At 60.6% G+C, this 16,544-nt stretch carries 10 protein-coding genes; 4 read left to right on the forward strand and 6 right to left on the reverse strand.

Translation table 11 applies throughout. The features are described 5' to 3' along the window. The first annotated feature begins 94 nt into the window (after positions 1-94). From lysA to NW870_RS02195, 3 genes are all read left to right on the forward strand, one after another. Entirely contained in the window at positions 95-1,474 is a 1,380-nt protein-coding gene (gene lysA / locus NW870_RS02185) for a diaminopimelate decarboxylase (RefSeq protein ID WP_414355719.1), read from the forward strand. A gap of 234 nt (positions 1,475-1,708) precedes the next feature. Further along, entirely contained in the window at positions 1,709-2,632 is a 924-nt protein-coding gene (gene cdaA, locus NW870_RS02190; protein WP_414355704.1) for a diadenylate cyclase CdaA, read from the forward strand. A 5-nt stretch (positions 2,633-2,637) separates the two neighbouring features. Further along, positions 2,638-3,384 carry an isoprenyl transferase gene (locus tag NW870_RS02195; protein WP_414355703.1) on the forward strand — a complete coding sequence of 249 codons (747 nt, stop codon included), beginning with the start codon at positions 2,638-2,640 and terminating at the stop codon, positions 3,382-3,384. Between the two features lie 34 nt (positions 3,385-3,418). Here the strand turns inward: NW870_RS02195 and NW870_RS02200 are convergent, their stop codons facing one another. The 6 genes from NW870_RS02200 to NW870_RS02225 all read right to left on the reverse strand — a co-directional run bounded on the left by NW870_RS02200 (position 3,419) and on the right by NW870_RS02225 (position 15,381). Then, positions 3,419-4,018, reverse strand: a complete 600-nt coding sequence (locus NW870_RS02200) for a CPP1-like family protein (RefSeq protein WP_414373673.1) — start codon at positions 4,016-4,018, stop codon at positions 3,419-3,421. Positions 4,019-4,086: 68 nt separating this feature from the next. Further along, positions 4,087-5,295 (reverse strand): cysteine desulfurase family protein, encoded by a 1,209-nt coding sequence (locus NW870_RS02205; RefSeq protein WP_414373675.1) that lies wholly within the window; start codon positions 5,293-5,295, stop codon positions 4,087-4,089. Positions 5,296-5,352: 57 nt separating this feature from the next. After that, on the reverse strand, positions 5,353-7,311 hold the full coding sequence (gene acs / locus NW870_RS02210; RefSeq protein ID WP_414373677.1) for an acetate--CoA ligase: 1,959 nt from the start codon (positions 7,309-7,311) through the stop codon (positions 5,353-5,355). A 184-nt stretch (positions 7,312-7,495) separates the two neighbouring features. Further along, positions 7,496-8,806: a rod shape-determining protein RodA gene (rodA, locus tag NW870_RS02215; RefSeq protein WP_414373678.1), complete on the reverse strand. Its 1,311-nt coding sequence runs from the start codon at positions 8,804-8,806 to the stop codon at positions 7,496-7,498. A gap of 223 nt (positions 8,807-9,029) precedes the next feature. After that, positions 9,030-13,694, reverse strand: a complete 4,665-nt coding sequence (locus NW870_RS02220) for an NINE protein (protein WP_414373680.1) — start codon at positions 13,692-13,694, stop codon at positions 9,030-9,032. 154 nt (positions 13,695-13,848) lie between these two features. Next, positions 13,849-15,381, reverse strand: a complete 1,533-nt coding sequence (locus NW870_RS02225; protein ID WP_414373682.1) for an ABC transporter ATP-binding protein — start codon at positions 15,379-15,381, stop codon at positions 13,849-13,851. Positions 15,382-15,500: 119 nt separating this feature from the next. Here NW870_RS02225 and NW870_RS02230 point away from each other — a divergent pair, with 119 nt between their 5' ends. Continuing rightward, positions 15,501-16,499 carry a ribose-phosphate pyrophosphokinase gene (locus tag NW870_RS02230; RefSeq protein ID WP_011433256.1) on the forward strand — a complete coding sequence of 333 codons (999 nt, stop codon included), beginning with the start codon at positions 15,501-15,503 and terminating at the stop codon, positions 16,497-16,499. Positions 16,500-16,544 lie beyond the last annotated feature (45 nt).

Genomic DNA, 16,544 nt, shown 5'->3' on the forward strand with positions numbered 1-16,544 from the left:
GGAAAAAGCCGGATCGGGTCGGGGCTGGACATTTTTCAAGACAAGCTGAACGCGGAACTTGATATCGTTGAAAACAGTCCTTCGGCCCCTGACCATGATTTCGACCCTCGGCACTCCCACCCATCCAGAGCAGACCCTTTCCCCCAACCAGTCTTTGCGCCCCTTGACCAGCCGTATCAACAGCCGGGGGCACTTGGAAATTGGGGGGTGCGACGTGGTGGAGCTGGTGCGCCAGTTCGGATCCCCTCTCTACATCCTGGACGAGTGGACGCTGCGCCGCGCCTGCCAGCTTTACCGCGACACCTGGGCCCGCTGCTACGCCGGGGGATCCCGGGTTTTGTACGCCACGAAAGCCTGGAACTGCCTGGCCATTTGTGCTCTGGCTCTGCAAGAAGGGCTGGGGTTGGATGTGGCTTCCGGCGGGGAGCTGTACACAGCCCTGCAGGCGGGGGCCAAAGGTGAAGATCTCTATCTGCACGGCAACGCCAAGTCTCTTGAGGAGCTGAACTTAGCCCTGGAGACAGGCTGTACTGTGGTGGCGGATAGCCTGTACGAGCTGCAGCAGGTCTCGGCCCTGGCCACACCCGAACGGCCAGCGCGGCTGCTCCTGCGGGTTAACCCCGGTATCGACGTCCACACCCACGAGTACATTCGTACCGGGCAAACCGACAGCAAATTCGGCATCGGGCGATGGCAATTGCCGGAAGTGCTGGATTTTTTGGCCGCCCATCCTCAGTTGCAGTGCGTCGGGCTCCACGCCCACATTGGGTCGCAGATTTTTGATCTGCAGGGCCACCGAGACCTGGCGGGGGTGCTGGCCCAGATCTGGCGGCAAGGGCTGGACAGAGGGTTGCCCCTACAAGAGCTCAATGTGGGTGGGGGCCTGGGGATCCGCTATGTCGAATCCGATGATCCCCCCTCCATCCCGGAGTGGGTGGAAACTGTGGCGACGGCGGTGCAACAAGCCTTTGCCCAGGCTGGGATCCCTCTGCCGAAAGTGCTCTGTGAGCCCGGACGATCTGTGATTGGGCCGGCTGCCGTGACCGCCTACACCCTGGGGGGGCAAAAGCGGATCCCTCCCAGTGATGACCTGCCCCAAGGACGCACCTACATCACCATCGACGGTGGTATGTCCGACAACCCCCGCCCGATCACCTACCAAGCCCGCTATACCGCCCTTCTGGCCAACCGACCAGAGGCAGAGGCCACGCAGCGGGTAACGGTGGCCGGCAAACACTGCGAGTCGGGGGATGTGCTGTTGAAGGATGTGCTTCTGCCCGCTCCAATGGCAGGAGAAGTGTTGGTGGTTTTGGCGACGGGGGCCTACAACTACAGCATGGCTTCCAATTACAATCGCTTCCCTCGGCCAGCCGCGGTGCTGGTCAACGAGGGAGAGGCCCAGTTGATTGTGCGGCGAGAAACTTATGCCGACCTAATCCGTCAGGATGTTCTGCCGGAGCGGTTGCTGCGTTGAAGGGGAGGATCGCCCATACCCATCTGGGCTAAGTAGAAGCACAGCCTTCCCTGGCAACGCCGACCACAGCCAACGCACCTCACGCGGGAAAGACTGGAAGATGGCCAGGAGGTGAGTGGTAGGCTGGTCTGGGGGCCGCAGTCAACAAGGGTTCTGGAGTTGAGAGGTTCTGAGGTACAGAACGGCACAGTCAGAAGGCCCGCAATGAGGGGAGCGTGAACGGGGTTTTTCGCCATGCTGGCGGCCTTATGGGCTTGGCTACAGCAGTTTAACTTTCTCAGCCTCTTGGACTGGGCTCTGGCCGTCTTTCTGTTGGCCTTGGCTCTCTATTACACCCGCGAGAGTCGTGCTGGGGTGCTGGTGCGGGGATTTATAGTGCTGTTGGTGCTGTACCTGGCCACAGCCTCTCTGCCCTTGGTTCACCTGATCTTGGATCGCCTGCTCCTGGGCGCAGCCGTAGCCATGGGCGTGCTCTTTCAACCGGAGTTTCGCCGGCTGCTGGAGCAACTGGCAAGAGCTATCCGCATGGAGTGGCCAAGCAACGCAGGCGACGACGAGGAGGATCCTGAGGAAGATTTGGTGGAAGAACTGGTGCAAGCGGTGCGAGAACTTTCCCAAAACCGCACAGGAGCGCTGATTGTCATCGAGCCAGAGCAGCCGATTGACTCGCGGGTCTTTACCGACAAAGGGGTACCTCTGCAGGCGCGGGTGTCGCGGGAGATCCTGCAGACCATTTTCCAGACTTCAACTTTGTTGCATGATGGGGCTGTGGTCATCCATCGGGATCGCATTCGCGCAGCGGGGGTAATCCTACCGGTTTCGGAGCGGGCCGCCTCTCGGCAACTGGGCACACGGCACCGTGCTGCGATGGGGATCACAGAACAGACCAATTGCTTGTGTATTGTGGTCTCAGAAGAAACGGGCTGCATCTCGCTGGCGGAGGGTGGGCGCATCGAGCGACCTCTGACCAGTGCCAAGTTACACGAGCTGCTGGTACAGCGGTTGCGCAATCCCCGCGATGCCAAAAAACGAGATGCTCCGCTACGGGGATTGTGGGCCTACCCCTGGTTTCGCAATGGGCCGCTGCGCTGGTGGGGATCCCTCTCCGATCTAACTAAACTCTTTCGCAAACCTGAGAAAACCCTCCCGAAAGACTGATCCCCATGACCCTTTCTCCTGCCCATCTTCTGCACTTGCCTGCCGACCTGGATCCCCAGTTGTTGCCCCGCCATGTGGCGGTGGTGATGGATGGCAACGGGCGTTGGGCGCAAAAACGGGGTTTACCCCGCAGCGTTGGGCATCAGCGAGGGGTATCGGCCCTGAAGGAGCTGCTGCGCTGTTGCAATGATTGGGGGATCCCGGCCCTTACCGCCTATGCCTTCTCCACCGAGAACTGGGGCCGTGCCCGCGAGGAAGTGGATTTCCTCATGACGTTGTTCGAACAGGTGCTGTGGCGGGAGTTGGGGGAAATGGTGCAGCAGGGGGTGCGCATCCAGTTTGCCGGCCAGTTGTCGGCTCTGCCCCACTCTCTGCAGGAAACCATCGTGCATGCGGTGGAATGCACCCAGCACAACAAGGGCATTTGCCTGACGGTGGCCCTCAACTACGGGGGAAGACAGGAGATCCTGCAGGCCTGCCGCTCCATTGCCACCTTGGTGCAGCAGGGGCTGCTGCAGCCGGATCAGATTGACGAGGCCCTCTTTTCCCAATTTCTCTACACCACCGGCCTCTCCGATCCTGACCTGCTGATCCGCACCAGTGGCGAGATGCGCATCAGCAACTTCCTGCTCTGGCAGATGGCCTACACCGAGCAGTATTTCACCCCCATTCTCTGGCCGGATTTTGACCGAGCCGCTTTTCACCAAGCCTTGCTTAGCTATCAGTCGCGGCAGCGGCGGTTTGGCAGGTGAGGTTCCAGGTTGAATATCTGTCGCAAACCGGCAGCTAGCGCAAAAAGCTGGTCACCAACCACATCACCGCAAACGTGATCCCCACCAACAGCGCGCCAGGAGCATCGCCACCGGTGAGGGGAAGGGCAATGCCGTAGGCCAACATCAGCCCCAGGCTCAAGGCCGCCAGAGCCAAGAGAAAAGCGCGAATGAAGCGGCGCTCTTTGCGGTACAGGAAATAGATACAAGCCATCAGCCCCAAGGCCAGTTGCAGCGAGGGGTACTCATCGGGAGCCAAGATAACCCAACCCACCAGTCCACCCAGCAGCGCCGCAGGCCAGAGGGCATCGGCGGTAGAGGGGGTATCCAACCAGCGGCTGACCCAGGGGGGATTTTGGGCAGCAGGGCGAGGCAAACTCAGCTCCGGCTCAGGATGGGCAGCCCGTTGTTCGGCGTAGCGAATGCGGTCGGGAACGGCGATTTTGCCCTCTTTGCGCAGGCGCAGGCGCTGCATCAGGATGGCATCGTAGGCTTGCTCCACCCGCTCCTGCTGCTGTTCGTCCGCGCCCAAGCTGGCCAGGAGCCTAGCCCGCGCCGATTGAATTTCTTCAAAGGAGGCTTCTTCGCTAATTCCCAACACCTGATACGGACTCATCTCAGCCATAGCGACCAGCCCTTTAACTCTCTATCACCTTAACCCAGCCTGCCCAACCTTCGATCCGGCTACGCGACAGGAACCGACAACGGGGATTGAGTTGCCCCATCCTCCAGGGATCCGGATTCGGAGGTCGAGGCAATTACTGCCTGCAGACATCGGGCTACATACTCGACCGCAGCGTAGGTGGTGGCTTTGCCAAGGCTAAGGCGAATGGATCCCAGTGCCTCGGCTTCCGAATAGCCCATGGCCAAGAGGATGCGGCTGGGGATCAGTTGGCCGCTGCTACAGGCGGAGCCGGCGCTAATGGCGATCCCCTGGCGGCTCAGAGCCCTGACCAGCACATTCCCGGGGATCCCCCCTGCGGTGCAGTAGCTGAGGTGGTGGGGCAGACGCTGCTCCAAATCCACAGGGCCGGTCAGCCGCAAACCGGGCACCTCCGCCAGCAACTGGGCCAAATGCCGTTGCAATTGCCGTAGGCGGGCCGTTTCTTGGGACAGCTCCTGGGCCGCCAGAGCCGCCGCCACTCCCAAGCCGACAATGCCCGGGATCCCTTGGGTGCCAGCCCGCAGCCGCCGTTCTTGCCCACCCCCCCGCAGCAGCGGTCGCAGCTCCACCCCTGGGCGCACGTACAGCGCCCCCACCCCCTGGGGCCCGTAGAGTTTATGCCCGGAAAGGGAGAGCAGATCCACCGGCAGTTGCGCCAGATCCAGCGGGATCCGCCCCACCGTCTGCACAGCGTCGGTGTGGAAGAGCACCCCCGCCTGGCGACAGATCTGACCCAGCTCTGCAATGGGCTGCAGGGATCCCACCTCATTTTGGCCGTGGACGATGGAGACCAAAACGGTATTGGGTTGCAGCGCCTGGATCAAAGTCTGGGGATCCACCTGGCCGGCGGCGTTCACCAGCAGACGGGTGACCTGCCAGCCTTGGGACTGCAACTGGCGGGCAGCATTCTCCACCGAGGCGTGCTCGACGCTGGAGATGATGAGATGTTGGGGAGTAGAGTAGCGCTGGGCCACCCCAAACAGGGCCAGGTTGTTGGACTCCGTCCCGCCTGAGGTAAACAGCAGCGCCTCCGGCTCACAGTTAAGCAGCTCGGCCACCTGCTGCCGCGCCCGCTCCATGGCCATGGCGGCCCGTTCTCCCCACCCGTGCAAGCTGGAGGGGTTGCCCCAGCTTTCCTGCATCGCCATCTGCATGGCCTCGATCACCTCAGGCCGAGGCGGAGTGGTGGCGCTGTGGTCGAAGTACAGGGTGGGATCCAGAGGCAACATGAAGACTTCACAACCCAGGACTCAATGTCCTCATCTTAGTGCGGGGTTGTGGTCGGCTCATACCCCTTGGCGCAGCCGTTCTAGCACCCCGCGATCTTCGAGGGTGGAGGTATCGCCACTGATGCCGGCGCCAGCCGCCAAATCCCGCAGCAAACGGCGCATGATCTTGCCGGAGCGGGTTTTGGGCAGGGCCTCGGTGAAGCGAATTTCGCTGGGGCGGGCAATGGCCCCGATTTCGGAGACCACATGTTGCATCAACGCTTGGCGCAGCGCTTCGCTGGGCTCATAGCCCTCCGACAGGATGACAAAGGCCACGATCACCTCGCCTTTGAGGTCATCTGGGCGACCGACCACAGCCGCTTCGGCAACTGCAGGATGAGACACCAAGGCCGATTCAAGTTCCATCGTGCCGAGGCGATGTCCTGCCACATTGATGACATCGTCCACCCGGCCCATCACCCAAAAATAACCGTCTTCATCCCGGCGGGCCCCATCCCCGGCAAAGTAGAAATACTGCCCATCTTGGGGAGGGATCCGCTCCCAGTAGCTGGTGCGGAACCGCTGCGGATCTCTATAGATAGTGCGCATCATGCCCGGCCAGGGGCGACGGATCACCAAATACCCCCCTTCGGGTGCCGGGTTCCCCTCCATATCGACAACATCTGCTTGAATGCCCGGAAAAGGACGGGTAGCCGATCCCGGCTTGGTGGCGGTAACCCCCGGCAAGGGCGAAATCATAATGCCGCCGGTTTCGGTCTGCCACCAGGTATCCACAATGGGGCAGCGCTCGTTGCCGATGACGGTGTGGTACCACATCCAAGCTTCGGGATTGATCGGCTCGCCAACCGTGCCCAACAGGCGCAGCGAAGAGAGATCATGCCGACGGGGCAGGGCGTCGCCACTTCTCATAAAGGCCCGGATGGCCGTTGGAGCAGTGTAAAAAATGGAGATGCGGTGACGGGCGATTAACTCCCAGAAGCAATCGGGCTTGGACGGTCGCGGCGCCCCTTCGTACATAAACACCGTTGCCCCGTTGGAGAGGGGGCCATAGACGATGTAGCTGTGTCCCGTGATCCAACCGATATCGGCAGTACACCAGTAGATGTCTTCTTCGTGCAAATCGAAGATCCACTGGCAGGTGATGTGGGTGTAGAGGTTGTAGCCGCCGCTGGTGTGGACAACGCCTTTGGGCTTGCCGGTGGTGCCGGAGGTGTAGAGGATAAACAGCATCGCCTCCGAGTCCATCGGCTCGGCAGGGCACGCTTCCTCCAAGCCAGGAGCCAGCTCATGCCACCAAACATCTCGGCCTGGGGTCATCGGCACGGCTTGCCCCGTCCGCCGCACCACCAAGACGTTTTCGACAGTGGGCACTCCCTCTGCCAGCGCCAAGTCCACCTGCGGCTTGAGGGGGACAATCGCATCTTTGCGCCAGCCCCCATCGGCGGTGATCACGGCTTTGGCTTCCGCATCCCGCAGCCGCTCCTTGAGAGCCTCCGCGCTAAAGCCCCCAAACACCACCGTATGGGCTGCCCCGAGCCGAGCACAGGCCAGCATGGCCATGACGGCTTCCGGGATCATCGGCATGTAGATCCCCACCCGATCCCCTTTTTGAATGCCCAGGGCCTTCAGGCCGTTGGCCCAACGGCAGACCTCGCGATGGAGCTGCTCATAGGTCAAGGTGCGAATGTCCCCCGGTTCTCCCTCCCAGATCAGGGCCAGTTTGTGGCGGCGGCCATTTTCCAGGTGGCGATCCAAGCAGTTGTAGCTGAGGTTGAGCTGTCCTCCCACAAACCACTGCGCCTGGGGAGGATCCCAGTGCAACACCTGCTGCCAAGGCTGAAACCAGTGCAACTCCTGCCGAGCCAGCCGTTCCCAAAAACCTAAGGGATCCGCCTCGGCTTCCTGACAAAGCTGTTGGTAGCGACTGGGGGTGATGCGGGCCTGTTGCACAAACGAAGGGGGCGGGGGGAAAAGGCGCTTTTCCTGCAGGATGGATTCGAGGGCGGGTTGAGACATGGTCAAAGATGAGTGAGGAAAAGAAGTTCTGCAACGCCCACAGAAGGGCGAGGGGATGGAATTGCAGTAGAATACAAATCCCGGCGAGGGTAGGGCAAGGGATGGGCAGGCAATCTCAATTGATTGTAAAGATTCTGAAGATTTTTTGAATGAGAAGTGGTTCAGGGGTATTCCCAGGCAGGGCTCAGGTGAAAAAGGTGGCACGTTGGCGGTGCATCACCACCGACTCCACCAAGCCGATGGCCAGAAAATTGGTCAGCAGAGCCGAGCGGCCATAGCTCAAAAAAGGCAAAGGCAAACCGGTAATGGGGGCCAGGCCGATGGTCATGCCGATGTTGACTACTGCCTGAAACAGGATCATTGCCAGCACCCCAATGGTGATCAGGGATCCAAAATTGTCCTTGGCCCCTTGGGCAATCCAGATCAGCCGCGCACACAGGATCCAGAACAGGATCAGCACCGTCAGGGTGCCCACAAAGCCCATCTCTTCCCCAATGGCGGAGAAAATGAAATCCGTGTGCTGTTCGGGGATAAAGTCCAGTTGGGTTTGGGTGCCCTGCTGGATGCCCTGTCCCCAGAGGCCACCGGCCCCGATGGCAATGCGGGATTGAATGAGGTGATAGCCGGATCCCCAAGGCTCTTGCATGGGATCGATGAAAATCTCCAGCCGCCGCCGCTGATAGGGCTTGAGAAGGTGCCAAGCTAGCTGACCCAACTGCCCCGAGAGCAGGTTGATTACCCCAAAAGTTACGGCCCCCGTCCACTGCCAGGGGAGACGCCAAGCGGCCAACCCCGCCATTCCCAGACACCAGAGCAGCCAAACCCAAAGCATCCAGCTCAGCTCTGGGCGAGTGTGTAAGCCATAGAGAATGGCTCCCACCCCCGGCGACAGGAGCAAGAGGATCCAACTGCCCTTGGCTCCGGCCCAGTAGAGCATGACCAGGACAATCACCACAAACACCAGGGCAGTGCCCAGGTTGGGCTGCAGGAAAATCAAGATCCAGGGAGGAGCAATGACGGCAACGGCCACCCAAATCTGGCTGAAGTATTTGATCGGCCAGTGGTGCAGGAGAGCGGCCAGGGTGATGATTACCCCCAGCTTGGCAAACTCAGAAGGCTGCACCTGAAAGCCGGCGATGGAGAGCCAGCGCTCCGCTCCTCCGCCTGCTGTGCCGAAAAAGAGCACTGCAATTAAACTCGCCAAGGTCAAGAAGTAGGTGAACCAGTGCCAGCGCAACAGCCGCTCATATGGAATCCGGGCCACCACTCCCAAAAACGCCAGGCTGATCCCGGCCATGATCAACTGCTGTACCCAGTAGTGGCTGATGGGCCGCTCCCAGACCGCACTGCGGATAGCAACAATACCGATGCTCGTCAAGGCCAGCACTGTGGCCAGCAAAATGCCATCGAACTCCCGCCAAGGAGCCAAGATCTGCCGCAGGAGCTTTTTCCACCCAGGCTGAGAAGATACCTTTGGGTCAGCGTTGCCCAGCAATAGACCCGATCCTCCAAAGCAAGGCCAGCCTCAGTTTGACATACCCCCTGCCCTACCGACTTGTTTTCTCATCACTCGCGTTGAGTGTCGATTCCTCGTCGATCCATTTTCTGGCGTGTTCGCCTCCTCTGATAGGGCCTCAGTAGTGCTCCGCACCGCTGTCGCGAACAGGTCAGCCCTCCTCAAGTTGATCCTGCTCAGATTGGCTGGACTCAGGATTCTTTCATTCCCAGCTCTGCAGTTGCCCTAGCCAAGCGGAGATGTGGGATCCCACTTCTTCTCGACGCCGTTCAAAATTGGCTGCCGTCCAAATGAGGAGCAGGCCCAGCAGGATCCCAGTGGCCCAGAACAGCAGCGAATAAGCTGTCACCAGTAGCCATCCCTGCCGCAGGATCCCCAGCCCAAAAGCCAGCGTGCCCACGAAGAGATAAGCTCTTACCCGCAAGGCCAAGCCCAGCAGACCCAAAGCTAAGCCAAGCCCCACCGGCCAAAATCCCGCCCACAGTTGCCCGTGGGTTTCCACCATCACCACCAGCAGCCATGTGCCCAAGGAAACCAGCCGCAGCCAATGTCGCCCCTGTCGCCCGCTGGCTTCCTGTAATCCCGGATCCACCTGAGCCACATAGAGCAGGGATCCCACCAAGGGTAGGGCGGAGAACGTGAGAGAAGACCAGTCCTGTTGCTGGATGTAATCCCAGAGGATCCAGTTGCTCAAAAACAAGCTGATGTAGCCCAGGCGCACCTGGGATCTCCAGACGGACAGCAGAGCATAGTAGGTTGCCCCCAACAGCAGATTAAGGGTGTTGTTTCCTCCCCCGGTTACCAGAAACGCAGTCAGGGGTAGCACCAAGGCCGTATTGTGCCAGGGATCCGACGGCCAGCCCCACCCTCGCCAGGGCAAGCCATGGTAAACCAGCCCCAGCCCACAGAGCAGGGATCCAGCCCATCGCGCTATGGATAGCTGCGGCAGCCCCAGGAACACACTGCCCAGCAGAACCCCAGCCCCCTGCCAAGCACTGAGGTAACCCCAGACCGTTGGCGCCCAATTTCGCTCTGTCGGAGATTCTGAAGTTGAGGTTCTCGCCTGTCCGGCGGCATAGGCCACCAGGCCGGATCCCGTCAGCACCCAGAGCCCCTTCCCCCAAGGGCTGAGAGCGAAACTCCAAAGGGCGAGGCTGGCCAAGCCCCAGTTGCCGGCACCTATCCGCTGCAGCCAGGCCGCTTTCAGCCGCAGGGTCGCCACCAGCCAAGATGGACAGAGGCGGTAGCCCACTGCCAAGAGCAGCCCTAGCAAAGCTGTCAGCACCGCCGCTTCGTCCTCCCAGAATTCCCCAGTTTGCTGGCCGAGAAAGTAGACCCAGCTCTCGTAGGCCGCCAGCGATATTCCGAAAGCTCCCAGGATCCCCTTCCGGTTGGTAGGAGGAGGGCCTTCCTGTTCGCGACAGGGGTGCTGCTCCGGTGACTGTCGGCGCCCCACGCCCAGCAGCACGATGGAGAGACCTAAGCTGCCCAGACCTGTCAGCTCGCTCCATTCGAGTTCGAGATGGGATCCCAGCCAGCCCAAGCCGGCATAGATCAGCGGCGCTGTCCCCCAGCAACTCAGAGCCTTGACCCGCTGCAGGAGTTGTCCCCCTGAGGACTCCGTCCCACCAGCGCGATCGGGCCGCTCAAAGAGGAGTTTCTCCGGCCCAATCCAAAAGAGGATCCCCAGGCTTAGATTGATGACGGCAAGCAGAGGGGCAACAGGACGGGATCCCTGTACCACCCACAAGAGGCTGCTGGCCACCAACAGCTCCAAAGCCCAGATCAGCCCATAGGACAGCCCCTCCATTACAGACCATGAGATGGCCGACGAAGCCTCCTGACCGCTGCCGCCAGTTGAGACATCCTCCGCCCTGGAAGGAGACGGGCTTTCGCTCTCCAAGCCAGCAGGATGGACACCGCCGTCGCGATAAAAAGCGGGAGCCACTTCCACCCAAAGCCGCAAAACAATGGCCACCAGGACAGTCCCAGAGGCCAGGGTCAGAGCCACTGGGGAATCCAGGTACTTTCCACCACCGATGCGACCTGCTTCTGGCTGCAATGTCTGCAACGTTAGGGAAAGTAAAAGTACGATCCCCAGCAGAAAGCCAAAGCCATCCAGCACCGGTCGGTAAGCTGCCCGAAGGCGGGGAGAGAGGTAGTGGAACGGAGTCCCTAGGCTGTAGCGACAGCCGCTAGTGCTCCGCACCGCTGTCGCGAACAACAGCAGCACCCCCAAGGCCGTCAGCCATTCTGACTCCGTTAAAGCGGGGAACAGCCGATGGATTCCCACCAGACCGAACCCCCAGCCAAACGTCACTGTCAACAGCACCTCTGCTGGAACAACTGCGTTGGCGGTGTGGAGCTCATGGTCGGCGGAGGGGAAAGAGGCCCACACCCACACCTGAGTGGCCATCAGCAGCAACCCCAAGCCCAGACCCAGAAACTCAACCCCCGGCCTTCCAAAGGTGAGTAACTGGGCCAGCAAAAGGGAGAGAACTGCCGGGAAACGCAAAGACCCGCGCTCCGGGATCCCCTGCTGCCAGGAAAGGGATCCCACCTCCCCTTGCTCTGGGATCTGCAGCCAGCGGGGCATGAACTCCAGGGGGGGCAGGGCCAATACCTGAGCTGCCGTCAAAACAAGAGGCACCAGCAGCCACAGCCAGCCAAAGGATTGTTCACCCGTCGCAGACAACTCGGGGAGCCGTTGCAGCAAAAACGCCAAGTAGCTGGATCCCACCAACACCGACCCTATGCCATCTGCACTTCGCTGCCACAGCCCCACGGGCAATCCCCAAAAGCGCCCTGACCCACCCAGAGCCACCCGCCCTGCCCATTCCAATAGACCCACCAACAGCAGAACCACTCCCCAAGCGGACAAGCTAGTGCTCCGCACCGCTGGCGCGAACAAGTCGGGCAAAAGCCAGCGGATCCCGGCTAGCAGTGCCCCCACTCCGTAGGCGTGGGTCAGGAGTACCCAAAGAAAGTTGGGAGTTTCTCCTGATCTGGACTTTTGTTGTAGCCACCAGGCCAGGATCCCGGCGCTCAAAAGCAAGTGCCAAAAGCGAATGGCCGGATAGGGAAGGCTCAAGAGCAGCAGGGATCCCCCTAGCCCCAAAACCAAGCGCTCTGTTGGTTCCACCAGCCCAGAAAAGTCTGTCTCGCCGGCTTCTGGAGTGCTCCTCTGCCAGCGGGCCGCCAACCCCAACCACAGCACCTCGTAGGGCAGTAGCACCAACCCCAGCAATCCCCAGGGGGAATCAAGGGGCTGAAACCAGTTGGTTACTGTAGCTACAACCTCTTGCCGCCAGCTTGCTGGCCACACCTGCCAAAAAGCCCAGCAAGTTTCCAGGCCCAGCAAGAACAGCAACGTCAAATGCACCCTAAGGACTTCGTCCCGCTGGGGCGACTGGGTGTGTCGGCGCAAGCGCCCGATTAAGACATGGATCCCCAGCAGGCTAATCCCCAGCAACTGCCAGCCGCTGAAAGGGCTCTCCGCCAAGCCAATGGCAGCCAGCAGCCAGCCCACCACCAACAGCACCCAGCTCCCCTCCCACCAGCGGGAGAGCGTCCCCTCCTGAGCGCCTTCTGCTACGACGTCCGGGGATCCCTGGGGCCATTCCGCTGCTAGCCAACCCAACAGGGCCACCGCCAACCCCAACTGCGGCACTTGGACATGCCCAGACAGCAGCCCCCGTAGGATTAACAGGGATCCGGCAGCCCCGATTAGCCAGATCTTGGAGCCCCGTAATTCCCGAGACCGGCGGCTCCAGGTGTAAATCACGGTGCTGAGGATCCCCAGATACAGGATCCCCAGGACAAAAGCAGGGCGAAGCTCCTGCGGCCCCAAGCTCCAGAAAGCGTGCAAGCCAGAGAGGGCCAAAAAGTTCACCAAGGTTCCGTAAAAGGCATTGGGCTCCACACCGCTGTCGCGAAAGCCGGCACCTGAACCCAGCGAGCGCACCCGACCCTCAGCCGTCAACGGGATCCCCAGCAGCAAGCCCAGCGCCAGGATGCGGATCCCCCAAGGGATCCCCAGCCCATCCAGGGCCCACACGTTCACCGGCACCAGCAGCAGGGCAATAGCCTCCAAGGTTTGACCGGTTAGACGCAGCCCTTCCTGCCGTTGGATCCATCCAGCACCTACCCCAAAAGCCGCCGTATAGGCCAAGAGCACCCCATACTGAGCAGTTGGAGAAAATTGCTCCCAGTGGCTGGCCGCCAGCACCCCGGAGGACACCACCACCAAAAACAGGCCCAGCAGCAACAGCCAAGCCACGCTCAGCTCTGACAGCAAGTTCCGCAGCAAAACAGCCAGCGCCGGGGTAGGGGGGGGCAAGGACTCCGTCCGAGTAGCGCGAGTGGATTGAGGGGCAGCTTGGGGCTCTTCTCCCCCCTCGACCGCAGGTTCCTCAACCCCAGATCCGGCCAGGCGAGCATTTCTTTCTCGCACCATCCCTGGGATCCAAATCAAATCCAGGAGCTGACCGATCCCCAGCAGCCCAAAGGTCAACAGCCAGAGCAAACCCGTCCGCCAGCGGCCCAGATAAAAACGGTGCAGGCCACAGATGCCAAACAAACCCAAAATCCAGAGCACGTAGGCCGAGCCAAGACGAGCCGGGATCTCGTCGCTGGGGGAAACTGCCGCTGACCTTGGTTCCTCCCCCTCTAGCCGATACTGCTCCACCAGCAAGCGAAAGTGCTCTGGAGTCAGCAAGCTCAGCTCCAGCCAGGCCCGCAAACCCTGCAAGACTTGCTGCCGGGATCCCCGAACGGTGAGCTGCAAAAGGACGTCGTCCGAGGAGGGCGAGCGGTCAGATTGCAGCTCCTCTGCTCCTGGAGGCAAGAGGTGATCCTGGGATCCCATGGCCAGATTCCTTGAGCAAAAGGCTTGGGGCTACTGCTACTCTAAGCCTTGCTCTAGCCGGTTGCCATGCCGTTCTCAAATCCTTCTCCTGCTGCGGCAAAGCGAAAGAGCTACGCACCGCTGACGCGACCGCTAGAGGGCTTCGACTAGCCCTCTAAACCTCAGTCGGGATCCCTGGGATCTCGCTGCTGTGAGTGCTGCGCAAGACGGGAAGCGTCATCATCTGTCCCAGGCGTGAAACGGTGAGCTCCGCCGCCGGAATGGGCTCCGAGACCTGTCCGCCGCTGAACACCATCACCCGGTTGCTGTACAGCAGGATCTCGTCCAAATCTGTAGAGGCAAAAAGAATAGCTGTACCCGTTTGGGTGCGTTCTAGCAATTGCCCCCAGACCCACAGCGCCGACTCGATGTCCAACCCTCGCGTTGGGTGCTCCATCAGCAAAAGACTCAGGGGTGTGGGCAAGAGAGCCAACTGGCTGCGCTGCTGGTTGCCCCCCGAGAGTTGCTCCACCCGGCTGTAGGGGTGACCCCGAATGCTGAAGTGTTCGATGGCCGCTTGGGTCTGCTGACGGGCCAGAGCCCAGTTGATCCAGGGATCCTGCTGCTGGAGGGCAAAATGCTCCTGCAACGTTAGGCCGGGGATCAGCCCTTCCCGCAGCCGATCCGCCGGAGAAAACCCCACCCCACAGCGCAGGTAGTCGACGTAAGGACGGCCTGTCATCTCCTGCCCCCTCAACAAGATCTGGCCCCGCCTGGGCGGCAACAACCCTGCACAGGTGAGAAGGAAAGAGCGTTGCCCACTGCCCTCCAAACCAGCCAACCCAATCACTTCCCCCGGCTGCACCGCCAGATCTGGCAAAGCCAAGGCAAACGGCTCATGCCGCACCACCAGGGAGCGCAACTCCAACAGGGGATCCGCCCTCCTTTGCGGAGAATGGGGCCGAGCCGGGGGTGCCAACTCCCGCCCGAACATCCAATCGATCAACCGCTGTTCCAGCAGGGCAATGTCCTCACCTCTAACAGGCAGCTCCCCCACCACCTCCCCCTGCCGCATCACCGTCACCCGATCGCAAAGGCACTCCACATCGGCCAGCTTGTGGGAGACGAAGATCACCGATTTGCCCTGCTCCGCCAACCTTCTCAGAGCCGCGAACAAAAGATCTTTTTGCGCTGCAGAAATGCCCGTCGTCGGCTCATCCAAAATCAAGGTGTTGATCCCCAGGGAAAGCAACCGCAGCATTTCCAGTTGTTGCCGTTCCCCCACCGTCAAGCTGCCGATGGCTCCATCGGGGTTGAGGTTGAAACCAAACTCTTCACAGGCTTTCTCAAGACGTTTCCGGCTTTCTCGCAGCCCCAAACCCAAGCGCCCTCGTTGCCCGGCAATAAAGTTTTCCAGCACCGTCAGAGAAGGAAAATCCAAGGGATCCTGGTGCAACATGCCAATGCCCAGGCGAATGGCCGCTGCAGGGCTGTCGATGCGAACCGGTTGCCCATCGATCCAAATCTCCCCCTGATCGCAGCGCAGAAAGCCGCTCAGGATTTTGACCAAGGTACTTTTGCCGGCCCCATTCTCCCCAAGCAGGCCGTGGATCGTGCCCGCCTCCACCCGTAAGGACACATCGCGGTTCGCCTGTACCGCCCCAAAACGCTTGTGGATGTGCAGCAGCTCGACCTTCATTCTGCTCATAGTAACCTGCCTCCCCAGAAAATCCCCAAGAATACAGTTGCTGAGGTTGCAAGTGCTGGTGCTACGATAGCGACAGCTCGCCGTTAGGCGTTGGCTGCGGACGAGTTCAGCATCGATCTGTGGTTCGCCCTGCCCCTCTTCTCCGCCCTTCCCCCCTGCCACCCATCTCGGATAGCAACCGCCTCAAAATCTTCTCAGGCAGCGCTAACCCGGCTCTGGCTCAAGAGGTGGCGCGTTACTTGGGCATGGATCTGGGCCCGATGTTGCGCAAGCGCTTTGCCGATGGCGAGCTGTACATCCAAATCCAAGAGTCGATCCGGGGTGCCGATGTCTACTTGGTGCAGCCCACCTGCCGCCCCGTCAACGACCACCTAATGGAACTGCTGGTCATTATTGACGCCTGTCGCCGTGCCTCTGCCCGGCAGATCACCGCCGTCTTGCCTTACTACGGCTACGCTCGTGCCGACCGCAAAACGGCAGGCCGAGAAGCGATCACCGCCAAGCTGGTGGCCAACATGATTACCCAGGCGGGAGCTCACCGCGTGCTGGCTATGGATCTGCACTCGGCCCAGATTCAAGGCTACTTCGACATTCCCCTCGACCACGTCTACGCCCAGCCGGTATTACAGGCTTACCTCAAGGAAAAGGGCTTGCTCGACGAAGACATTGTGGTCGTCTCTCCCGATGTGGGGGGTGTGGCTCGTGCCCGTGCCTTTGCCAAAAAACTCAAGGAAGCCCCTCTGGCAATCATTGACAAGCGCCGCCAAGCCCACAACGATGTGGAAGTCATGAATCTCATTGGGGATGTGCGGGGGAAAACTGCCATCCTTGTGGATGACATGATCGATACCGCAGGCACCATCTCGGAAGGGGCAAAATTGCTGCGCAAGCTGGGAGCCAAAGCGGTTTATGCCTGCGCCATTCATCCTGTTTTTTCTGAGCCGGCCATTCAACGCCTGCGGGGTGGTCTATTTGAAGAGGTGATCGTCACCAACACCATCCCTATCCCTCCAGAGCAGCACTTTCCCGAGTTAACCGTTCTCTCGGTAGCCAATGTGCTGGGGGAAGCGATCTGGCGCATCCATGAAGATAGCTCCGTCAGCAGCATGTTTCACTAAAGTAAGTTTCAAAGTAAGTTTCTCCAGAGTATCGCTAGAGTAGAG

Source organism: Synechococcus sp. R50.1, assembly GCF_047462115.1.
In the GTDB taxonomy this organism is placed as follows: Bacteria; Cyanobacteriota; Cyanobacteriia; order Thermostichales; family Thermostichaceae; genus Thermostichus.